Here is a 21,079-nt window from a genome sequence, read left to right as displayed (position 1 = left end):
GCACCCAGGAGGTTGCCTATCATGAACGCATCCAGCAACGATCGTATCGAACGCGAGATTCTGCTCAAGGCGCCGCGCGCCAAGGTCTGGAACGCGCTGACCGACGCCGAGTCCTTCGGGCAATGGTTCGGCGTGAAGTTTCAAGGCCAGCGCTTCGTGCCTGGGCAAGTGACCCAGGGCTACATCACTTATCCGGGCTACGAACACCTGCTGATGCAGGTCGTGGTCCAGCAACTGCAGCCGCAGCGGCTGTTTTCCTTCCACTGGCATCCCTACGCGGTGGATCAGGAGAAGGACTATTCGCAGGAAGAACCGACCCTGGTCGAGTTCATCCTCGACGAGGCCGAAGGCGGCACCTTGCTGCGGGTGATCGAATCGGGGTTCGACAAGGTTCCGGCGGCGCGGCGCGAAGAGGCGTTCCGGATGAATTCCGGCGGCTGGGACGAGCAGGTCGGGAACATCCAGCGCTATGTCGAATAAGAGCGACCCATCCAGGCCGGCGTCCACGCCGCTCAAGGCCCCCGCGCTGCGCAAGTCGGCGCGGGTGTTCGGCGCGCTCGGCGACGAAACCCGCCTGCGCCTGGTGGTGGCCTTGTGCGCGGGCGGCGCGCTGTCGATCGCGCAGCTGACCGCGGGCACCCAGATCAGCCGCCAGGCGGTGACCAAGCATCTGCAGGTGTTGGCCGAGGCCGGTCTGGTGCGCGATCTGAAAAGCGGACGCGAGCGCTTGTGGGAGTTCGAGCCCTCGCAGCTCGATCAGGCGCGGCAGTCGCTCGATCGCATCGCCCAGCACTGGGATCAGGCGTTGCTGCGCTTGCAGGCCTTCGTCGAAGACTGAAGCGGCTCAGCGGTCGCTGAGGTCCAGGATCGGGCGGCGATGGTCGCGGCAATAGCGCTCGTACTCCGCGCGCTGGGTCTGCGCCGACGCGCGCAGCCGCACGGTGTCGCCGGGGCCGAGGAATTCGACCGCGCCCATCACGATCACCAGCGCGATCATCGGTTCGGCGCCGACGATCTTCCACCAGTCCACGTTGCCCGGCGGTTCGAACACGTAATCGCCCGGGCCGATCAACTCGCCGGTGCACAACTGGCGGGTGCCGCTGAGGTTGTAGGCATGGATCTCGCCGGTGTGGCGATGCAGCGGCATGGTCACGCCCGGCTCCATGCGCAACAGTTCGACGAAGCCGCGGTCGTCGGCGAAAAAGCGCAGCGGCTTGGCGTATTTGCCCGGCGTGGAGGAAGGAATCCACGGCAGATCGGCGCTGGCGCTGATGCGCGCGGGCAGATAGGCGTGCATGGCGTCCGGAATGCTTTGCATGGTCGCGGTTCCTGTAGAGGGAGGGCGGCGCGGTCGCTCAGTCCGCGATCGCCTTGAAGTAACGATCGAACGAGGCATCGACCGCGTCGCGGCCGCCGCCGAGGATGTTGCGGCCCCAGGTGTAGCCGTACACGTCCTCGAAGGCGTAGCGCGCCACTCGCTCGCGCATCGCGCGCACGTCGGCGGGCTTCATCGGGATGTAGTTGGGATAGCTGTACATGAAGGTCACGTGGCGGCGGTCGGACACCACCTGCAGCGCATCGCCCGGGAACAGCGCGTCGCCGCGCTCGCCGCCGCGGCGCCAGTGCAGCGCGGTGCTGCCGGTAAAATGGCCGCCGCAGCGGATCAGGCTGACGTCGTCGGACAGCGCCAGTTCGTCGCCGCTCCAATAACGGATCAGCGGCGAAGGGCGTTGCACCCATTCGCGGTCGGCTTCGTGCACGTAGATCGGCACGCCGCCGAGCGCCTGGCTCCATTCGACCATCGAGGCGTAGAAGTGCGGATGCGAGATCGCGATCAGGTCCACGCCGCCGCGCGCCTGCAATGCGGCCACGGCTTGCTCGGTGACCAGGGCCAGGCTCTCCCACAGGATGTTGCCGGCGCCGGTCTGCAGATAGACCATGCGCTGGTTGATCGCGAAGTCCGGGCTCAGGCCGATGCCGAGCACGCCGGCGTCGTCTTCGAATTTCAGCGTATAGCGCTGCGCCAGCGACTCGTGAGTGGTCCAGCGCTGGCCGCTCCAGCCGACGTACTGGCGCTCGTCCTCGCAGATCGGGCATTGCGCCGGCGGCGCGGAGGATTCGGCGAACTGGGTGCCGCAGGTTTCGCAGATGGGGCAGGGCATGGCGGGCCTCATGGAGGTTGGCTGTGCGCGAAGAACGCGTCGGAATCTTTTGTGGGAGGGCCTACAGCCCCAAAGCTTTTCGCTTTTGTGGGAGGGCCTACAGCCCCAAAGCTTTTCGCTTTTGTGGGAGGGCCTTCAGGCCCGATGCTTTTCGGTTTTTGTGGGAGGGCCTTCAGGCCCGATGCTTTTCGATCAGATGTCGGCGAACGCCGCCTAGGATTCAGCACCCGAGCCAAACAACACCCGCCGCTCTTCCTCAGTAAAATTCGCCGTCTTCGCATACGGATCATCGACACCTTCATACGCATGCCGCGTCGCCGGCCGCGCGCGGATGCTCTCGAACCAGCGTTGCAGGTCCGGCGTATCGGCCAGGTTCTGGCCCAGCCCCGCATGCGGCACGATCCACGGATAACAGGCGATATCGGCGATGGAATACGCATCGCCGGCGATGAAGTCGCGGCCCTGCAACTGCCGGTCGAGCACGCCGAACAATCGCTTGACCTCGCGGGTGTAACGCTCGATCGCATACGGCACCGGCTCGGGCGCATGCGCGCGGAAATGCCCGGCCTGCCCGGCCATCGGCCCCAGGCCCGCCATCTGCCAGAACAGCCACTGCGTCGCTTCCAGCTGCGCGCGTTCTTCGCGCGGCCACAGCTGGCCGGTCTTGCGCGCGAGATAGAGCAAGATCGCGCCGGACTCGAACACGCTCAGCGGCGCGCCGCCGTCGGCGGGCGCGTGGTCCACGATCGCCGGGATCTTGTTGTTGGGCGAAATCGCCAGGAACTGCGGCTGGAATTGCTCGCCGGCCGACAGCCGCACCGGGATCGCGCGGTGCTCCAGCCCGCTCTCGGCCAGATACAGCTTGAGCTTGAGGCCGTTGGGAGTGGCGGCGAGATACAGGTCGATCATGCGTGTGCTCCGTGCGGCACCGGGCCGCTTCCATGAGCACAGCTTAGGAGTACCCTGGCGCCCTGATTGGGCCAGAGCCGAGAGATTCGATGGAACCAGTTTTCCAGTTTCCGCTGGCCCTGCCCGACCGCGGCCACGGCAACCTGAGCCAGGAACTGCACCAACAGCTGCGCTCGGCGATTCTCGACGGACGCCTTATCGCCGGCTCGGCGCTGCCGGCCACGCGTCAGGTCGCCAGCGCCCTGGGCATCGCCCGCAACACCGTGGTCAGCGCCTACGACCTGTTGATCGCGGAGGGCTACGTGACCCCGCGTCCGGGCGCCAAGGCCGTGGTCGCCGACGTCGCCGCGCGCCGCGACCGCCGCGGCCCGCAACGCCTGGACGCCGGCCTGGAAGACCCGCGCCTGAATCCGCTATGGCGCACGCCGTTCCTGCGCCCGGACCCGCCGCGGCAACTGCCCGAGCGCTGCTTCCGCCTGGGCATTCCCGATCACCGGCATTTCCCCCACGACGTCTGGCGCCGCTTGTCGGCGCAGACCTTGCGCACGTGGTCGAAGACGCGTTTCAGTTATCCGCCGTCGGAAGGCATCGCCGAATTGCGCGACGCCATCGCCCAGCACGTCGCGTTCGCGCGCGCGGTGGCGTGCGTGGCCGACGATGTGATCGTCACTTCCGGCGCGCAGCAGGCCTTCGACTTGTTGGCGCGCCTGCTGGTGACGCCGGGCCAGACCCGGGTCGCGGTCGAGGAACCCGGCTACCCGCCGGTGCGCGCCGCCTTCGCCGCCGCCGGCGCGCGGCTGGTGCCGATGCCGGTCGATGAAGAAGGCCTGTGCGTGGAGCAATTGCCCGAGGACGTGCGGGTGATCAGCGTGACGCCGTCGCATCAGTCGCCGACCGGCGTGGCGCTGTCGATGCGCCGTCGCCGCGCGCTGCTGGATTTCGCCCGTCAGCGCAACGCGATCGTGATCGAGGACGACTACGACGGCGAATTCCGTTTCGGCGGCCGTCCGCTGGACGCGTTGCAGACGCTGGATCGCGATGCGCTGGTGTTCTACGTCGGCACGTTTTCCAAGAGCCTGTTTCCATCCTTGCGCAAGGGGTTCATCGTCGCCCCGGCGTGGTCGCGCGACGCGTTGATCACGGTCAAGCACTGCGCCGATTCGCACTGCGACACCATCACCCAGTCGGTGCTGGCGGCGTTCATCCGCGACGGTCATCTGGCCCGGCACGTGCGGCGCATGCGCGCGATCTACGAGGAACGCCGCGACGCCTTGCTGGACGGTTTGCGCGGTCCGCTGGCGCCGTGGCTGGAGCCGATTCCGTCCGAAGCCGGCCTGCATCTGGCCGCGCGCATCCGCGACCCCGCGCTGGCGCCGGCGATCCTGTCGCGCCTGCCGCGCTACGCGCCCGGCGCGCAGTCGATCGCCGAGTACGCGATGAGCGCGCCCGCGCAGCCGGCGATCACCTTCGGTTACGGCGTGATCGACGCGGACGAAATCCGCCTGGCGCTGCGCCGTTACGCGGTGTCGCTGGCCGAGCTGGACGCGCGCTGAGTCAGCGCGATGCGATCGTCACCGGAATGAAGCGCACCGGCCTCATCCGGCCGAAGTCGGTGCGGCGTTCGCGACGCACGCGCGCGTTCGGGTCGAGCACGCAGGCGCCGGCGGCGTCGTGCAGGCGCACCACCCAATGCCAACTGCGATTGACCGGGTCGTAGTTGATCGCGGCGATGCCGTCGCCGTCGCATTCGTCCCAGCCCGAGACCTCGCGTTGCGCGCCGCTGGTCACGCCGAGCAGCTTGAGCATGCGCCGCAGTTGCGAGGCGTCGGTGAGATAACCCTCGCGCGCGGTGTGCAGACCGGCGCCGGCGCGATAGCGATACGGCTTGGGGCCGATGCCGAGCCCGCGCGCCAGAGTCCGCGCCTGCGCATAGCCGATGCCGGCCAGCATCGCCACGCAGGCCAGTCCGCAGCCGCTGCGATCTTGCTGGAGTTGGCGTCGGATCATGGCGAGGTTGGAGGCGTCGGCGAGGCGCGAAACGTGAGCTTAGCAGCGGTGCCGATGGAGGGCGCGTCACTGAGTAAGCGGTGTGAGTTTGGGGCGGGGAATAGACGGAGCTCGGCACATCATAACCAGAAGCCATGGGTGCCGATAACAGGCTCGGCCTACACTGATCGCCTACGGCAGAAGGAGACTCGCCATGAAATTCCGCGCTCTCGCGGTCTTGCTCGTTCTAGTGTGCTGCGCGCTGGTGGGTTGCAAAACTATCGAGCCAGCTAACAGCATGCTCAAAGACATGCAAGAGTGGACGACGCCTGAGCCGCTGGATCGCTTGTCGCCCGTACACGAACAACCGCGCGCCAAAGCGGCGATGGTGCAATGGGTCGAACAGTATCTGAAGCATGAATATCGAGTGATCGGTCAACGTTTCGTCTTGACTCAGCCCGGGTTCACCGCAGGGGCGTCGATCGGCTCCAAGGCGCACCAATTCGCTACGCAGAATTTGGGCGGCACGATGAAGATTGAGGGCTGGTATGACGATGATAACTACCGGATTTTTCTGTGGGCATTTGGCGATAGTTCGCCGCGCTATGTTGCTTTTGTGTGGGCCAATGATTTTTTGCCCGATACGCGCGAGCGCCGTATGGTCGGTTATCTAGAACTTGAGCCCGCGGCGAAAAATTGACGAGCGCATCACAACAGGGAGTCGTTATGGCCAGGGGAGAACGGCCGTACATAGTCACAGACTCATATGGAGCCGATGGCCATCCTTATGTCGGGGATCTTCGTCAGAATGATCTGTGAAATTGCCACTTTCTTGTGCCGAAGGTTGCGCTTTTTTACACGAATATTTGCCAGCCCGAATGTGGGCCGAACATCAGAGCCAGAAGGCATGCGCGCTAGCAACAGACCCGATCTACACTGACCGCCTCTGGCAAAAGGAGATTCGCCATGAAATTCCGCCCTCTCGCTGCTTTGCTCGTCCTGGTGTGCTGCGCATTGATGAGTTGCAAAACTATCGAGCCAGCGAACAGTATGCTGAAAGACTTGCAAGAAGCAGCGACGCCGGAACCGCTGGACAGCCTGTCGCCCCCGCACGAACAGCGGCGCGCGAAAGCGGCGATGGTGCGATGGGTCGAGCGGTATCTAAAGCATGAATATCGGGTGGTCGATCAACGTTTCGTATTGGCCGCGTCCGGAGACACCAACTTTGCTTGGATGGGCTCCAAGGCGCACCACTATGTGACGCAGACCTTGGGCGGCGCGATGCAGACTGATGGTTGGTTTGACGATGACAATTACATGATGTTTCTGTGGAGGTTCGGCGATGGCTCACCGCGCTATGCCGCGTTTGCCATCACCAATGATTTCTTGCCTGGTACACGCGAGCGCGCTTTGGTCGGCTATTTTGAACTTGTGCCCTCTGCGAAACATTGACACGTACGACTCAGGAAGGCAGCAGTATGGCAAAGGATCGGCAATACACAGCGGCGGATTTATTTGGTGCGGACGGCCGGCCACGCGCTTCGGATATTGGTCAGGACCGTCTTTACAACTGTTATTTCCTTGCGCCGATGGGTTCGCTCGGCGAGCAGCAGCCCGATCGCATTCGCGATGCAATCGGCTTCAATGATAAGTCCGGCGAGTTCACGGTAATGCTATACCGCCCGCCGAACACGCAGGAGCGTGGTCAGGGACAGACCGACCCGATCCGGGAATCGATCGCCGTGTCGCAAGAGGATATTCGCCGAAACATCGGCAAGAGAGGTGGCGGCACGGCCGACAACAATGGCGAGGGTAATGGCCCCTTGTGGCCGACCGTGATTGAAGCCGGGTTCGCCGAACTCTATGGCCGCGATGCGCAGGGGCAAGTCGATTTGGACCGAGGCTATCGGATGATCGGCTCGGTGACGGGGGGCGGCGGTCTGGCCGACGGCATGTATGCCTTGACCGGTGAATCAGGCCGCAATCTCCAGATCGTGAATCCCGATGCCCCGCCGATGCGGCCCACCGGCCCCGACCATGTCAAACCCTCTGAACCACCGCCGTACCGGGCGCCTTTACACGGCGCCAAGTTGGAGCTGGATGCGGTCTATGCCGAAGTGGAGCAGGCGCTGGCGACCAATCGGCCGGTGTCGATGGCGACGCAGGGCCGGGACGTTCGCGATGGCCTTGAGGAAAGCCATGCCTATATGGTGATGGGCGTATCGCGCGATCCGCAGACCAACGAGGCTCGGGTGATGCTGCGCAACCCCTACGGGACTAACGACCGTGCAAAAGAAGGCAATCAGAACATCGGCGCGGGCTGGAACGCGGACAACCCGGAGATCACGGTCAACCTCAATCGGCTGGTGCGCGACGGCAGTTTTGCCGAGTTCAATATCGGCCCGGCGCCGCGCGTGCAGACACAGCAACCCGGCGCGCCCGCGCCCGAGCAGGGCGCGCCTACGCAACCGGCTCAGCCTGTGCCGCAGGCGCCGGCCTCTTCGCCTTCATCCGGTGCGGCCAGCATCGCCGAGCGCAATCACCCCGGCCACGAACGCTTCCAGCAAGCGATAGACGCGATCGAGCGCTCACCGAATATCCCCGCCGGCACATTCTCGGGCGAACGCCTGCAGCAAACCGCCGCCAATCTGGCTTACGCCAGCCTCGCGGCCGCGCAACGGCCGCAGGGCGGTCAGAACGAGCGGCTGGACCGAATCGATTTTGTCGTCTTCAACAACGACCGCAGCAGCCTGATCGCCGGTCAGGGCGAACTGGGCAATCCGACAGCGAAACTGGCCCTTCTGCCGGCCGCGCAGGACAGCGCCACGACCTTGGCGCAAGCCTCGCAGCAGATTCAATCCACGCTGGCCCAACAGCAAGCGCAGGGCGTGGCGCAACAGCCATCCGCGCAGACGCAGGACGATCCGACGCCGAAAGGACCGAAGCTATAACGAGCTGACGCGTACGCCACCATTGCCCGCAAACGTAAAGCAATGGACGAGGGCTGAGCGCATCGACGCGACCTGAGCGCACAGGTCGCTGTCGAAATGGAATCGGCGCCGTCCGCAGACCAGCCATGGCCCAGGCAATCGCCAGGGCAGGATCATTCAAGGCATCGACTTCGAAGCACGCATCAGCAGCGCCTGGCTTAAACGTCACAGGTTCGAGCGCCAAGCCGCTAGCGCTCATCGCACATCGCACAATCGACAAAAAACGTTTCGTGGAATTCGCCCGAATGCCCGGCTCGCCAACCCCTCTCCCGCGCGGGAGAGGGGTTGGGACGAGGTTGCGAGTCTCAGTTGAAACGATACGTCACGCTGAAGTTATAACGCCGCCCCAGGACGTCATACGTACCGATACCCAACTCGCCCGGCGTGGTGCCCAGCGGCGGGTCCTTGTCCAGCAGGTTCTGCACGTTGAAGCGCAACACCACGTTGTCGCCGAAGCGGTAGTTGGCGCCGGCGCTGAACAGCCAGTAGGCGGGGGCGCGCAGGATGTCGGAGCTTTCCACGGTGTTTTCGTTGTCGAACACCGACGCACTCAGATAGCGCCCCTGCAGGTTCAGCCCGACCGGCCCCTTCTGGTAATCCACGCCGAACTGGAACTGCCGCTCGGCCATGCCGATCTCGCCGCGATCGTCGTCCACCGACACGCCGGTGGTCGAGCTTTCGAAGCGCTTGACGATCAGCGCATTGGCGCTGAAGTCGAACTGGCCCCAATCGCCGGCGTCCCAGCGATAAGTCAGCTCGCCGGTGATGCCCTGGAAGTGGATGAAGTCGCCGTTGCGATAACGCACGCCGACGATGTCGAACTGGCCGTCGGCGCGGCGCTGCACCTGCTGGCAGTAGTAGTTGGCGGTGTTGACGTTGCCGGCGTTGAAGTCGGGATTGTCGTAGCAGGCCGACAGCACGTCGTTGATGCTCTGGGCGAAGATCTGGTCCTTCAGCTTGACCTCGTTGTAATCCACGGCCATGCGCAGGCCGCGGATGAAGTCGGGCTGCCAGACCACGCCGGCGGTCCACGAATCGGCCGATTCGTTGTCCAGGTTCGGCTCGCCCTGGCGCGCGCCGCGCGCGGTGGACGCGTTCTGCTGGAAGTCCACCGGGTTCAGGCCGTACTGCTGGTAGAACGCCGCGCAGTTGCGCGCGCGCACCGCCGGCGCCGGGCCGCCGGTCACGTTGCGGCGATCGCAGGGATCGGACGTGCTCTGGAACAACTCCACCTGCGGCAGGAACAACTCGGTGATCACCGGCGCGCGCAGCGAGCGGGTCTTGTTGCCGCGCACCAGCAGGCCGGGAATCGGCTCCCACTGCAAACCGTAGGTGTAAGCGTTGAAGCCGCCGTTGACGCTGTTATCGACGCGGCGGAACTTGCCGGTGATGTCCAGGCGATGCAGGCCGGGAATGTCCGCGTCCTCCGACACCAGCGGCAGCAGCGCTTCGGCGTAGTACTCGTTGGTGTGGAACTTGCCGTTGAGCGCCGGGATCGCCACCGAGCGGCCGAGCCCGCGCCGGGTGAAATCGTTCGGGGTGAATCCGCCTTCCTCGATCCGGTGCTCATAGCCCACCGCGACGTTGAGCGGGCCGCTCCACAGATCGACGAGGTTGCCGTGCATGAAGGCGCTGAACACCTTCTGCTTCTGTTCGAAATCGGTGACGGCGCGGCCGGTGACGTAGTTGATCGCTTCCTTGGACGGGCGGCCCTGACCGAACAGATCCAGCGGCACGCAGTTGGGATCGGCGATCGGTTCGGAATTGGCGCCGGCCGAGGCCAGATAGACGGCGTTGCGCGCCGTGGGGTCGCACACCAGCTTGCCGCCGACGTTGCGCACGTTGATGGCGTTGATGAAGTTCTGCTGGTTCAACGACACCGACGAGGTGCTGGCCTGCATGCGGCCGTAGTTGGCCGACACTTCCCAGTCGAACTGGCGCGTCCACAGATCGAAATCGCCGCGGGCGCCGACCACGATGCGGTCGATGTCGCTTTCCACATGGTCCGGCGTCAGCCCGAGGTCGGCCGAGGTGCGGGCGAGGCGGAACGAGCTGACGCCCAGTCCGGCCAGTTGCTGCCGCGCCTGCGCATTGAGCAGCGGATGATCGGACTTCACCAGCAGCGCGCTGTTGAGGCGGGTACCGGCGGTGGTGTTGCCGGTGCTGGCGATATCCACCGGCGGATCGGCTTCGGAGTGATAGTGCATGGCTTCGACGAACAGGCGCACGTTGTCGGCGACGTCGTAGTGCGCGATCACGTTGACCGACTGCCGCTGCAGGCTGGTCAGCAGCGCGGTGATGTCGGCGGTGTTGAGCCCCTGTCCGCCCGAGGCGGTGCTGGTGCCGAAGTTGATGCCCGGATCGTAGGGCACGATGTCGCCGTTCGGCGCGAACTGCAGATAGGTGCGCTTGTTCGCGCCGAAACCGACCAGGGCGCCGCCGGGAGAGGTGATCGCGCCGCCGGCCGGCAGCAGCAGGCCGCCGAAGGTGGTGGTGAAGGTGCGCGCGTTGCGGATCAGCACGGTGCCGGGGATGCCGTCTTCCGGTCCGGTGTCGAAGGGAATGTCCGGATTGACGCGGCCGTCGTTGCCGGGCGTGCGGCCGGGTTGGTTGGTCGCCATCTGCGCGGCGTTGGGATTGGCCGGGAAGGCGTAGGCGCGGGCGAAATCGGTGCGGTCCGAACGCACCAGGCCTTCGGATTCGTCGTAGGAGCCGCTGACGATCACATTGCCGCGACCGTCGGCGAAATCCGAACCGGCGACGAAGTTGTAGCCCATCGTCTGGTTGTCGCTTTGATCGCTGATGCCGTAGTTGAAATTGACTTCGGCGCCCTGGAAGCGGTCTTTGAGGATGACGTTGACCACGCCGGCGATGGCGTCGGAGCCGTAGGTCGGCGCGCCGCCGATGGCGACGTTCTCGACCCGGTCGATCATCTGCACCGGGATCGCGTTGAGATCGACCTGGGCGCCGGCGGAGAAGCCGAAGTTGGTCAGCGCGCGCGAGGTCACCACGCGGCGGCCGTTGATCAGGGTCAGCGTGCGGTTGCTGCCCAGGCCGAACCGGTTCACGAAGTTGACGCCGCCGGCGAAGCTGCCCTGGCCGCCTTCGGGCGTCTGGCCGACGCCGAAGCCGACCGTCTGGTTGAGCGCGTCGGCGATGTTGGTCACGCCGCGCTCGCGCACGGCGTCGCCGTTGATCACCGTGGCCGGTTCCAGCGAATCGAAGCCGGTGCGCGGAATGCGCGAGGCGGTGACCTGGATGCCTTCCAGTTCGGTGGTGGCGCGTTCGGCCGGCGCGGCGGCGGGAGCCGTGGACGTCTGCGCGTCCTGGGGCCCCGCGACCGCGAAGCCCGGCGCCGCCATGGCGAAGGCGATAGCGATGAGTAAGGGACGGCGCCGCAGCGCCCTCCCGTTGGAGGTGGTGGTCATGTCGTTCCCCGTCGTACGCCGGCCCGAGGCGGCCGGCCCGTCCACTACGCGCAGTCCGGGGCCGACTCGCAACCGGTCTGGGTGCCGGGAAACATTAAAAGTGTGTGATAGACATCTCTATCTTGCTGATTCTGCGAGAACGCCCGGACGGCATAGGCGGTTTTGACGACTGCGGGCCAACGACTCGCACGGATCGGGCTGGCCGATTCGCAAGTCGTGGGCATCGGTTCAACGCGAGCCCGCGACCGCGTCCACCGCGGTCGGCCCGCGACCGGCCGCGCGACCTGAACGGAAGCCCGGGCGCGACCGGAACTTTGCGCCCCGAAGATCGGTCTCAGATGGGCTTGCGATGAAGCCGGCGGCCGGATGCGGTGCGAATCCGCGTTTGTAGCCACTCGGACGGAGGCGGGCCGTGATTCGGCTGCTCCGTCATCGCTGCAATAACTCATTGTTTTCGCGGAATAATTTTAAATTCATCCGGACGGAGCAGGATGCAAAGCCTTGAAGCATCCGGTTCCCGCGGCGCCGACGCGCAAAGACTCTACCCGCCGTCACGGCTCCGCGGCTCCGACGTTCTAATGCCGCAACACAGTGAACTTCCCCTCGCTTTAGCACTCCTATAGGCCGACTGCTAAGATCGCTGCCATGACCTCTACTGCCCAATCCACTGCTCTAGTCGCCAACAACCTGCCTGTGCCCAGCGCGCTCGGTTCGCTGGACGCGTACATCGGCGCCGTGCACCAGATCCCGGTGCTTACGGCCGAAGACGAGCAGGCGCTGGCGCGCCGTTTCCGCGACGGGGAAGACCTCGACGCGGCCCGTGAACTCGTTCACTCGCATCTGCGCTTCGTGGTCCACGTGGCCCGCGGCTACAACGGCTACGGCCTGCAGATCGGCGACCTCATCCAGGAAGGCAACATCGGCCTGATGAAGGCGGTCAAGCGCTTCGACCCGGAACAGGGCGTGCGCCTGGTGTCCTTCGCGGTCCACTGGATCCGCGCCGAGATGCATGAGTTCATCCTCAAGAACTGGCGCATCGTCAAGGTTGCCACGACCAAGGCCCAGCGCAAGCTGTTCTTCAACCTGCGCAAGAGCAAGAAGCGCCTGGGTTGGATGAACGCGGAGGAAGTCAGCCAGGTCGCGAAGGACCTCAACGTTTCCGAGCGCGAAGTGCTGGAAATGGAATCGCGCCTGTCCGGCCGCGACATCGGTTTCGATGCCCCGGCCGACGAGGACGACGACCACGCGCCGCCGTCGCCGGCCGCGTACCTGCGCGCCGCCGAGGAAGACCCCTCGCAGAGCTACGAGCGCGAGGACGAGGAAGACAACCAGCTCGGCCTGCTGCGCGAAGGTCTGGCCGGCCTGGATGCGCGTTCGCGCGACATCATCAAGCGCCGCTGGCTCGATGCCGACAGCAAGATCACGCTGCAGGAATTGGCCGATGAGTACGGCGTCAGCGCCGAGCGCATCCGCCAGATCGAGGCCAACGCGCTGAAGAAGATGCGCGGGTTGTTCGCGGCCTAACGAAGCCGCGTAAAACGCGATGCGACCCAACGGCCCGGGAAACCGGGCCGTTTGTTTTTCCGCGCGCGAATCTATCCGCCCGACGCGATCGCACCGCGCGAACCCCGCGCCCATCGCGCCGTACCCGCGCTCCCGGCCCATGCCCGGCCCGCCTTCACGGCAGCGAATAACTCCCGCGATCGAGCGCAAGACGCGGATATCGCCCGGGCCTGCGCAGGCCTATCGTGCAGGCGAATCCCCCTTCGGAGTCGCCATGAACGCCTATCGCATCGACGGCCTCGCGCCGGAACCCTTCGCCCCGCTGTTCGCGCTCGACGACGCCAGCCTGCATGCACACGGCATGCGTCGGGTCGTCGCCGACAGCCCGACCGGTTATCCGTGCCGGGTGTCGCTGGACAACGCCGCCCTCGGCGAAACCCTGCTGCTGCTGACCTACGAGCATCACACCGACGGCCCGTATCGCGCCAGCGGCCCGATCTATGTGCGCGAAGCCGCGGCGCGCGCGACGCACTTCGAGGACGAACTGCCGCCGATGCTGCGCACCCGCTATCTGTCGCTGCGCGCTTACGACCGCGACGGCTGGATGCTCGCGGCGCGCACGCTGGACGGCACCGACGCCGATGCCGCGCTGGCCGAGGTGATGGCCGATCCGGCCGTGGCGACGGTGCATGCGCACAACGCGCGCACCGGCTGCTTCCTGTGCGCGATCTCACGCGCCTGAGCGATCTTCGCGGCGTTGCCGCGCACCGTCGGGGCGCCGCGTAGCGCCCCGCTGTTTTCAGCGACGCCGCGGCGCTTCCCGATCGATCCCGCCGCTCAGTGCGAAGCCGCGTCGTCGGCCTCGGCGCGGCCGCCGAAAATGATCCGCGCGTGGCGTTGATAGGTGAAATACGCCCACGACCAGTTGAGCATCACGATCAGGCGGTTGCGGAAGCCGATCAGGAAGAACACGTGCGCGGCCAGCCAGAACGCCCAGGCCAGGAAGCCGGAGAATTTCAGCCCGCGCAGATCCACCACCGCCGCGCGCCGGCCGATCGTCGCCAGATTGCCGTAGTCGATGTAGCGAAACGGCTCCAGCGTGCGCCCGGCCAGACGCGCGCGGATCGCGCGGGCGACGTAGGCGCCCATCTGCTTGGCGCCGGGCGCGACGCCGGGCACCGGTTGGCCGTTGGCCTGCTGGATCGCGGCCAGATCGCCGGCGACGAAAATCTCCGGATGCCCGGGCACGCTGAGGTCGGGCGCGACCTGCACGCGGCCGGCGCGGTCGCGCGGCGCGTCGAGCAGGGCGCCGAGCTTGGATGCGGCCACGCCGGCGGCCCATAGCACCGTGCGCGCGGGCACGAATTCGGCCCCGAGCATGTAGCCCTCGCCATTGATCGAAGCCACCGGCGTGCCGGTGGAGACTTCCACGCCGAGCCGCTGCAACTGCGCGCGCGCTTTGTCCGACAGCGACTCGGGAAAACTCGACAGAACGCGCGGGCCGGCTTCGATCAGGCGCACCCGCGCCTGCGCCGGATCGATGCGGCGGAATTCGCGGCGCAAGGTCTTGCGCGAAATCTCCGCGAGCGTGCCGGCCAGTTCGACCCCGGTCGGGCCGCCGCCGACCACGGCGAAATGCAGCCACGCCGCGCGCTCTTCCTCGCTCTCGGCCGCTTCCGCGCGTTCGAAGGCGAGCAGCACGCGGCGACGGATGTGCAGCGCGTCGTCGAGGGTCTTCAGGCCCGGCGCGTCGTCGGCCCATTCGTCATGGCCGAAGTAGGCGTGGGTGGCGCCGCTGGCGAGCAGCAGATAGTCGTAGCCCACCACGTCGCCGTCGGCGAGCGACACGTTGCGCGCGCCGGCGTCGATGCCGGTCACCTCGCCCAGGCGCACTTCCACGTTGGCCTGATTGCGCAGGATGTGGCGCAGCGGCGCGGCGATGTCCGGCGCCGACAATCCGGCGGTGGCGACCTGATACAGCAGCGGTTGGAACAGATGGTGGTTGCGGCGGTCGATCAGGGTGATGCGCACATCGGCCGAAGCCAGCGCGCGCGTCGCCCACAAACCGCCGAACCCGCCGCCTACGATGACGACGTGCTTGCGCGAATCGTTCATCGCCGTGTCCTCAGCCGCGCATGCGTTGCGCAAGCTGATCTTCCAGCTTGCGTTGATCGGCGGCGAAGCGGCGGATGCCGTCGGCGAGCTTGTCGGTGGCCATCGCGTCTTCGTTGTGCTGCCAGCGGAACGCGGCTTCGCTCAGCGCCGCGTCGGGCTTGCCGCGCTGACCGTCGTCGTTGAGCGCGCGCGGCACGTCGCCGGAGTTGGCTTCGAGTTCGCCGAGCAGTTCGGGCGAAATCGTCAGACGGTCGCAACCGGCCAGCGCCAGCACTTGCCCGGTGTTGCGGAAGCTGGCGCCCATGACCACGGTGCCGTAGCGGTGGCGCTTGTAGTACTGCCAGATGCGGGTGACCGACTGCACGCCAGGATCGTCCTGCGGCGTCGCCGGCTTGGCCATGCCGTTGGCCAGATGCCAGTCGAGGATGCGGCCGACGAAGGGCGAGATCAGGTACACGCCGGCTTCTGCGCAGGCCACCGCCTGGGCGAAGGAGAACAGCAGGGTGAGATTGCAGTGGATGCCTTCGCGCTCCAGTTGCTCGGCGGCGCGGATGCCTTCCCAGGTCGAGGCGACCTTGATCAGCAGGCGCTCGCGGCCGATGCCGGCGCGTTCGTAGAGTTCGACGATGCGATGGGCCTGGGCCAGCGAGGCCTGGGTGTCGAAACTCAGGCGCGCATCGACTTCGGTGGAGACGCGGCCAGGAATCAGCTTGAGGATTTCGCCGCCGATGGCGACCGCCAGGCGCAGGCCGGCGTCACCGACGCGGGCGGCTTCATCAACGCCCTGGGCGCCGGCGATGGCGGCGTCGATCAGCGGCGCATAGGCCGGCAGGCCGGCGGCCTTGAGCAGCAGCGAGGGATTGGTGGTCGCGTCCAGCGGGCGGAAGCGGGCGATGGCTTCGATGTCGCCGGTATCGGCGACCACGGCGGACAGTTCGCGCAGTTGTTCGAGTTGGCTCATGGGGGAGAGTGTCGTGTCGTCGTTGGATTCGCGGCCATTGTCCCGCATCGGGGTTAGCCCGTCATGAAGCCGTCCTATCTTCTGCCACGCGCCGCGCCCGCGGTTGCGCTAGGCTGGCCGCGACAAGGCCGCTCCGAGCCCGGACGGCCGGCACGGAGCGATCGCATGGCCGCCGCCGCAGAAGAAAAACGCATCGCCCTGCTGATCGACGCCGATAACGCGCCGGCGGCGAAGATCGATGTGATCCTGGCCGAGGTCGCGCGCTTCGGCGTGGCCAACGTGCGCCGCGCCTACGGCAACTGGAAAAGCCCCGGGCTCAAGAGCTGGGAAGCGCTGCTGCACGAATACGCGATCCGGCCGATCCAGCAGTTCGCCTACAGCAAGGGCAAGAACGCATCGGACATGGCGATGGTCATCGATGCGATGGACCTGATGTACGCGCGCAACCTCGACGGTTTCGCCATCGTCTCCAGCGATGCCGACTTCACCCCGCTGGTGATGCGGCTGCTGACCGAAGGGGTGAAGGTGTACGGCTTCGGCGAGAAGAAAACGCCCGAGCCCTTCGTCAACGCCTGTTCGAAATTCACCTACGTCGAAGGCCTGGGCCAGCCGCCCAGCGAGGACGCCGGCGCCGACGAAGCGGCGAGCGCGACCACCCAGCCGCGCAGCGCCAAGGAACTGCGCAGCGACACCCGCCTGGTGCTGATGCTGCGGCGCGCGGTGGAAGCGGTCAGCGGCGACGACGGCTGGTCGCACCTGGGCGCGGTCGGGCATCAGATCGCCAATCAGGCCTCGTTCGATTCGCGCAACTACGGCTATCGCAAGCTCAGCGATCTGATCGAGGCGATCGGCTTGTTCGAGACGCGGCGCGAAAATCAGATCGTGTGGATTCGCGATAAGCCCAAGGGCGGCGCGAAACCGGCGGCGGCCGCGCCGTCGGCGACGCCGGCCGGCGCGAGCAAGCCCAAGGTCAAGCCGAAGGGCTAGCGGCCGCGCGTGTGCAAGCGGCCGCGTCCACGCGACCGCTTGCGCATCGAAGCGCGCGAACTCACTCGGCGCCGATGCTTTCCAACTGCTGCGAGAAGAACGCTTCCTTGCCCTGATAGCGGACGAACTTGATCAGGCCCAAGCCCGGCGCGTACCAGAATTCGGCCGAGCTCTGCGCATCGCCGGCCTTCAGATGGCAGGTGGCGGAGAACGTGCGCGGGGTGAAGTCCACTGGCAGTTCCAGGTCTTCGAAACCGACGAAGGTGTAGTCGCTGAAACCTGGATAGTTCAAGTCTTCGATGGCGTCGTCGTTGTGCAGCGTGCGCTTGCCGGCGCCGTGCAGCTTGAACTTGTCGCCGGGCTTGGCCTTGGCCGGGAATTGCGGCGTCTGGGTGTAGCGCTCGGTAATGACCGGCGCCGAGGCGTCGCCGCCGAACGCGGCGATGCCGTATTGCACGCTGCCCAGCAGAGCGCGTCCGCTGGGATCGTAATAGGTCGAAGTCTTGACGCCGCTGCCGCTGGAGACCAGCGCGATCGCGTCGCGGTCGCCGAAACGCTCGCGCACGACGCGGATCTTGCTGTCGTCCATTTCATAAGCCGCGCCCGGCTTGAGGCTGAAGCAGGCGGCGAAATCGGCGGCGTGCGCGGCGGGGGCGGCGATCGAGGCGAGGGCCAGGCTCAGTGCGGCGCGAATACGCAGGGTCGTCATACAGTCCTTTGAAGGTGGGCGCGGGTGCTTCATTGAAGACGAAGCAGGCCGCGCTATCCCGCATCGGCGCGCCGCGCATGGCGCGGCTCAGTACAGGTCGGCGGGGTCCACATCCAGCGACCAGCGCACCTTGCGCGCTTGCGGCGCGGCGTAGATCGCCGGCAAGGCCGCATCGAGCGCGGCGTGCAATTCCGGCCGCTGCGGCGCCGACAGGATCAACTGCGCGCGCAGATAACCGGCGCGTCGCGGCATCGGCGCGGGCACCGGGCCGTTGACCTCCAGCGTGGTGCGCGCGGCGCCCGCGCGCTGCGCGGCGACGGCTTCGAATTCGCGCCGCGCCAGCGCCAGGAAGGCATTGGCCGTTTCCACCTGCTGCGCCTCGGCGCGGATCAGCGCCATGTGCGCGAACGGCGGAAACCCCGCGGCTTCGCGCTGCGCCAGCTCGACTTCGGCGAACGCCGGGTAGCCGCCCGACAGCAGCGTGTGCAGCAGTTCGTGTTCGGGGTGATGCGTTTGCAGAATCACTTCGCCGAGTTTGTCCGCGCGGCCGGCGCGGCCGGCGACCTGGATCAGCAACTGCGCGAGTTTTTCGCGGGCGCGGAAGTCGGCGCTGAACAAGCCTTCGTCGATGCCGACCACCGCGACCAGGGTCAGGTTCGGCAGGTCGTGGCCCTTGGCGAGCATCTGGGTGCCGACCAACACGCCCGGCGTGGTGCCGAATTCCTTCAGCAGATGTTCCAGCGCGTCGCGCTTTTGCGTGCTGCCGCGGTCGATGCGCAGCACCGGAAACTCCGGGAAGCGCGCCGCCAGCGATTCCTCGATCCGCTCGGTGCCGGCGCCTTGCGATTGCAGCGCCAGGCCGCCGCAATCCGGACAGGCGTCGGGCGCCGGCCGGCGCGTGCCGCAGTGATGGCATTGCAGGCGGCGGCCGCCGGCGTGCACGGTCATCGGCGTGCCCTTGAGCGGGGTGCTGCAGCGCGGGCAGTGCGCGGTCCAGCCGCAGTCGTGGCACAGCAGCACCGGGGCATAGCCGCGCCGATTCTTGAACACCAGCATCTGGCCGCCGGCGCGCAGCTCGGCGTGGATGCGTTCGATCAGTTCCGGCGACAGCCCGGCCTGCAGCGGCCGCTTGCGCACGTCGAGCACGCGCACCCGCGGCGGCTGCGCCTGGCCGGCGCGGCGCTTGAGGTGCAGATGGCCGTAACGCCCGGCCTGGGCGTTGCGCAGCGATTCCAGCGACGGCGTGGCGCTGCCCAGCAGCACCGGCACGTCCAGGGCCTTGGCCCGGACCAGGGCGAAGTCGCGGGCGTGATAGCGGATACCGTCGAGCTGCTTGAAGCTGCCGTCGTGTTCTTCGTCGATGACGATCAGGCCCGGCTCGCGCAGCGGCAGGAACACCGCCGAGCGGGTGCCGACCGCGACCCGCGCCTGCCCGCGCGCGAACGCGGCCCAGGTGCGGGCGCGCTCGCCGTCGCTCAGGCCCGAGTGCAGCGCGTGCACCGGCACGCCCAGGCGGGCGCGGAAGCGCGCCAGGGTCTGCGGGGTGAGGCCGATCTCCGGCACCAGGATCAGCGCTTGCTTGCCGCGCGCCAGGCAGTCGGCGATGGCGTGCAGATAGACCTCGGTCTTGCCGCTGCCGGTGACGCCGTCGAGCAGGAAACCGGTGAAGCCGCGCGCGGCCAGCAACGCATCGACCGCGGCCTGCTGTTCGTCGTTGAGCGCCGGCCCGGGGCGCGGCGCCGGGGCGTGGTGGACGGCCGGGATCGCGATGCGCTCGGCCTGTTCGCGCTTGGCCAGGGCGCGGGCGGCGCTGCGCCAGTCCTCGAGCAGATCGTCGAGGCGGTCTTCGTCGAGCGCGCCGTGTTCGGCCAGCAGGTCGGCCAGCCGCCGCGGCTTGCCGGCGCGCAGGCCTTCGCGCGCGGTCGCCCCGGCCTCGCTCAGGCGCCAGGCCCAGGCGTGGGTGTCGGGCAGCGGCTCGCCGTGGCGCAGCGGGCCGGGCAGGGCGGTCGCCAGGACTTCGCCGAGCGGGGCGTGGGTGTAGCGGGCCAGCCAGCGCAGCGAGGCCAGCAGCTCGCCGTCCAGCAGCGGGTCCGGATCGAGCCGGGCGATCGCGGCCTTCAGAGCGGCCGGGTCGGTGTCGTATTCGGGGGCGCCGGTCTCGGCCACCACGCCGACCAGTTCGCGGCGCCCGAACGGCACCTGCACGCGCGCGCCGACCGGGTCGGAACCGGCGTCGCCGGGCGGCGGCAGATAGTCGAACAGGCGCGGCAGCGGCAGCGGCAAAGCGACGCGCCAGACGGTCGGCGGCGGCAGGGGGAGGGCCTCGAACATGGCTTCAGTCTAGCGAGCGGCGCGGACCGGCGGCAGACGAGGCAGTTGCAGGTCATTGCTTCCGTTTATCTGACGAAAGTCACGTAACTAACGGGATCGGAAAGAGAAATCTCCTTATCCACATGGGCTGTGGATAAATCTGTGCATGGCGGGTCGGCAGCAATGCGCGAGAGCGTTGAAATAAGCCCTCGGGTTAGGTTGGTGAAAAAATCGCCAACACGCCAAATGCCTTGCGCATCAAGGCTTTGACCGTGAAACATCGTTGTAATGAAGGCTTTCGCGACGGCGAAACGAGGCCCGATGACGGTTCCGTTACTGCTGTGCACAACCGGATTTCGCTGCAAGCCGCGTCCTGCTTCGCGCTGACGCGTCTGCGCGGTTTGTCAAGCGGTTTTCCACGCCGCGTGCATCGCTATGATGCACCGTATGGTGAAGCCGTCCCGATGAGTTCCGAAGCCCCCGCCCCAGGCTCGTCCGCCCCCCGACCGAACGCCCCCGCCGCCCTCTCGGCCTTCCTGCGCGGCGTCGAACGGCGCGGCGCGGTACTGGCCGAATTGCAGGCTGGCGACGCCGCCGCCGGCGATGCCGCGCTGGCCGCGGCGATGACCGGTTTCCGCGCGCTCGCGGCGCAGGCGGCGCTGAGCGAATGGCCCAGCCGGTTCTGGTCGCTGCTGCTGACCCAGCCCGGCCTGCGCCAGCGCACCCCGGTCGCGATCCCGGTCGAGGTCACCGACCGTCTGGCCGAACTGGGCAGCGGGCCGCGCGCGGCGCTGCTGCTGCGGCTGGCCGCCGGGCTCAACGAAAACGAGGCCGCGGCGGTGCTCGGCGTGGCCCCGCCGACCTACCGGCTGGCCCTGCAGCGCGCGCTGCCGCGGCACGCCGACGGCCGCGCCGATCCGCAGGCCTGGCAGCAACTGCGCGAACAGGTCCACCGCCGGATCAAGACCCTGCCGCCGGAGCGGCTGCAGCGTCTGGCCCAGGCGCGCGAAGCGGCGCTG

18 protein-coding genes and 1 pseudogene are annotated in these 21,079 nt (G+C 67.1%); 10 read left to right on the top strand and 9 right to left on the bottom strand.

Annotated elements, in window-relative coordinates; translation table 11 throughout:
- Positions 1 to 21: 21 nt before the first annotated feature.
- Positions 22 to 480 (top strand): SRPBCC family protein, encoded by a 459-nt coding sequence (locus J7J50_RS23595; protein ID WP_215056083.1) that lies wholly within the window; start codon positions 22 to 24, stop codon positions 478 to 480.
- Positions 470 to 838 (top strand): metalloregulator ArsR/SmtB family transcription factor, encoded by a 369-nt coding sequence (locus J7J50_RS23590; RefSeq protein WP_215056084.1) that lies wholly within the window; start codon positions 470 to 472, stop codon positions 836 to 838. Before J7J50_RS23595 ends, J7J50_RS23590 begins: the two co-directional genes overlap by 11 nt.
- A 6-nt stretch (positions 839 to 844) precedes the next feature.
- On the opposite strand, the gene J7J50_RS23585 is transcribed toward J7J50_RS23590, so the two are convergent.
- The 3 genes from J7J50_RS23585 to J7J50_RS23575 all read right to left on the bottom strand — a co-directional run bounded on the left by J7J50_RS23585 (position 845) and on the right by J7J50_RS23575 (position 3,071).
- Positions 845 to 1,318, bottom strand: a complete 474-nt coding sequence (locus J7J50_RS23585; RefSeq protein WP_215056085.1) for a cupin domain-containing protein — start codon at positions 1,316 to 1,318, stop codon at positions 845 to 847.
- Between the two features lie 37 nt (positions 1,319 to 1,355).
- A complete protein-coding gene (locus J7J50_RS23580; RefSeq protein WP_215056086.1) occupies positions 1,356 to 2,162 on the bottom strand; it encodes an MBL fold metallo-hydrolase in 807 nt (268 codons plus the stop codon).
- A 213-nt stretch (positions 2,163 to 2,375) separates the two neighbouring features.
- A complete protein-coding gene (locus J7J50_RS23575; RefSeq protein WP_215056087.1) occupies positions 2,376 to 3,071 on the bottom strand; it encodes a glutathione binding-like protein in 696 nt (231 codons plus the stop codon).
- Between the two features lie 89 nt (positions 3,072 to 3,160).
- Between J7J50_RS23575 and J7J50_RS23570 the strand changes: the two genes are divergently transcribed.
- Positions 3,161 to 4,624, top strand: coding sequence for a PLP-dependent aminotransferase family protein (locus J7J50_RS23570; RefSeq protein WP_215056088.1), 1,464 nt, complete (start codon positions 3,161 to 3,163; stop codon positions 4,622 to 4,624).
- 1 nt (position 4,625) lies between these two features.
- On the opposite strand, the gene J7J50_RS23565 is transcribed toward J7J50_RS23570, so the two are convergent.
- Positions 4,626 to 5,078 carry a hypothetical protein gene (locus J7J50_RS23565; RefSeq protein ID WP_215056089.1) on the bottom strand — a complete coding sequence of 151 codons (453 nt, stop codon included), beginning with the start codon at positions 5,076 to 5,078 and terminating at the stop codon, positions 4,626 to 4,628.
- A gap of 193 nt (positions 5,079 to 5,271) precedes the next feature.
- Between J7J50_RS23565 and J7J50_RS23560 the strand changes: the two genes are divergently transcribed.
- The 3 genes from J7J50_RS23560 (at position 5,272) to J7J50_RS23550 (ending at position 8,008) form a co-directional block, all read left to right on the top strand.
- On the top strand, positions 5,272 to 5,757 hold the full coding sequence (locus tag J7J50_RS23560; protein WP_215056090.1) for a hypothetical protein: 486 nt from the start codon (positions 5,272 to 5,274) through the stop codon (positions 5,755 to 5,757).
- Between the two features lie 266 nt (positions 5,758 to 6,023).
- On the top strand, positions 6,024 to 6,509 hold the full coding sequence (locus J7J50_RS23555; RefSeq protein ID WP_215056091.1) for a hypothetical protein: 486 nt from the start codon (positions 6,024 to 6,026) through the stop codon (positions 6,507 to 6,509).
- A 26-nt stretch (positions 6,510 to 6,535) separates the two neighbouring features.
- Positions 6,536 to 8,008 carry an XVIPCD domain-containing protein gene (locus J7J50_RS23550; RefSeq protein ID WP_215056092.1) on the top strand — a complete coding sequence of 491 codons (1,473 nt, stop codon included), beginning with the start codon at positions 6,536 to 6,538 and terminating at the stop codon, positions 8,006 to 8,008.
- Positions 8,009 to 8,352: 344 nt separating this feature from the next.
- Here the strand turns inward: J7J50_RS23550 and J7J50_RS23545 are convergent, their stop codons facing one another.
- Positions 8,353 to 11,475: a TonB-dependent receptor gene (locus J7J50_RS23545; protein ID WP_215056093.1), complete on the bottom strand. Its 3,123-nt coding sequence runs from the start codon at positions 11,473 to 11,475 to the stop codon at positions 8,353 to 8,355.
- Positions 11,476 to 12,120: 645 nt separating this feature from the next.
- Between J7J50_RS23545 and rpoH the strand changes: the two genes are divergently transcribed.
- Positions 12,121 to 12,999 (top strand): RNA polymerase sigma factor RpoH, encoded by an 879-nt coding sequence (gene rpoH / locus J7J50_RS23540; RefSeq protein ID WP_215056094.1) that lies wholly within the window; start codon positions 12,121 to 12,123, stop codon positions 12,997 to 12,999.
- A gap of 253 nt (positions 13,000 to 13,252) precedes the next feature.
- Complete coding sequence (locus J7J50_RS23535; protein ID WP_215056095.1) at positions 13,253 to 13,720, top strand: DUF1203 domain-containing protein; 468 nt, start codon at positions 13,253 to 13,255, stop codon at positions 13,718 to 13,720.
- Positions 13,721 to 13,815: 95 nt separating this feature from the next.
- On the opposite strand, the gene J7J50_RS23530 is transcribed toward J7J50_RS23535, so the two are convergent.
- Both J7J50_RS23530 and tal read right to left on the bottom strand, forming a co-directional pair.
- The gene (locus J7J50_RS23530; protein ID WP_215056096.1) at positions 13,816 to 15,093 is read right to left on the bottom strand and encodes an NAD(P)/FAD-dependent oxidoreductase; all 1,278 of its coding nucleotides are present in this window, start codon (positions 15,091 to 15,093) and stop codon (positions 13,816 to 13,818) included.
- Positions 15,094 to 15,103: 10 nt separating this feature from the next.
- The gene (gene tal / locus J7J50_RS23525; protein ID WP_215056097.1) at positions 15,104 to 16,054 is read right to left on the bottom strand and encodes a transaldolase; all 951 of its coding nucleotides are present in this window, start codon (positions 16,052 to 16,054) and stop codon (positions 15,104 to 15,106) included.
- Between the two features lie 165 nt (positions 16,055 to 16,219).
- Between tal and J7J50_RS23520 the strand changes: the two genes are divergently transcribed.
- On the top strand, positions 16,220 to 17,041 hold the full coding sequence (locus tag J7J50_RS23520) for an NYN domain-containing protein (RefSeq protein ID WP_215056098.1): 822 nt from the start codon (positions 16,220 to 16,222) through the stop codon (positions 17,039 to 17,041).
- A 61-nt stretch (positions 17,042 to 17,102) separates the two neighbouring features.
- On the opposite strand, the gene J7J50_RS23515 is transcribed toward J7J50_RS23520, so the two are convergent.
- Both J7J50_RS23515 and J7J50_RS23510 read right to left on the bottom strand, forming a co-directional pair.
- Entirely contained in the window at positions 17,103 to 17,750 is a 648-nt protein-coding gene (locus tag J7J50_RS23515; RefSeq protein WP_215056099.1) for a hypothetical protein, read from the bottom strand.
- Between the two features lie 87 nt (positions 17,751 to 17,837).
- A complete protein-coding gene (locus tag J7J50_RS23510) occupies positions 17,838 to 20,081 on the bottom strand; it encodes a primosomal protein N' (RefSeq protein WP_215056100.1) in 2,244 nt (747 codons plus the stop codon).
- A 443-nt stretch (positions 20,082 to 20,524) separates the two neighbouring features.
- Here J7J50_RS23510 and J7J50_RS23505 point away from each other — a divergent pair.
- Positions 20,525 to 21,079 (top strand): annotated as a pseudogene (locus tag J7J50_RS23505) (hypothetical protein); the annotation flags it as partial.

This window comes from Lysobacter sp. ISL-50 (assembly GCF_018612875.1).
Lineage (GTDB): Bacteria > Pseudomonadota > Gammaproteobacteria > Xanthomonadales > Xanthomonadaceae > Lysobacter.
Note: the sequence above shows the minus strand (reverse complement) of the source record. Positions and strands in the feature narration are given on the sequence as shown.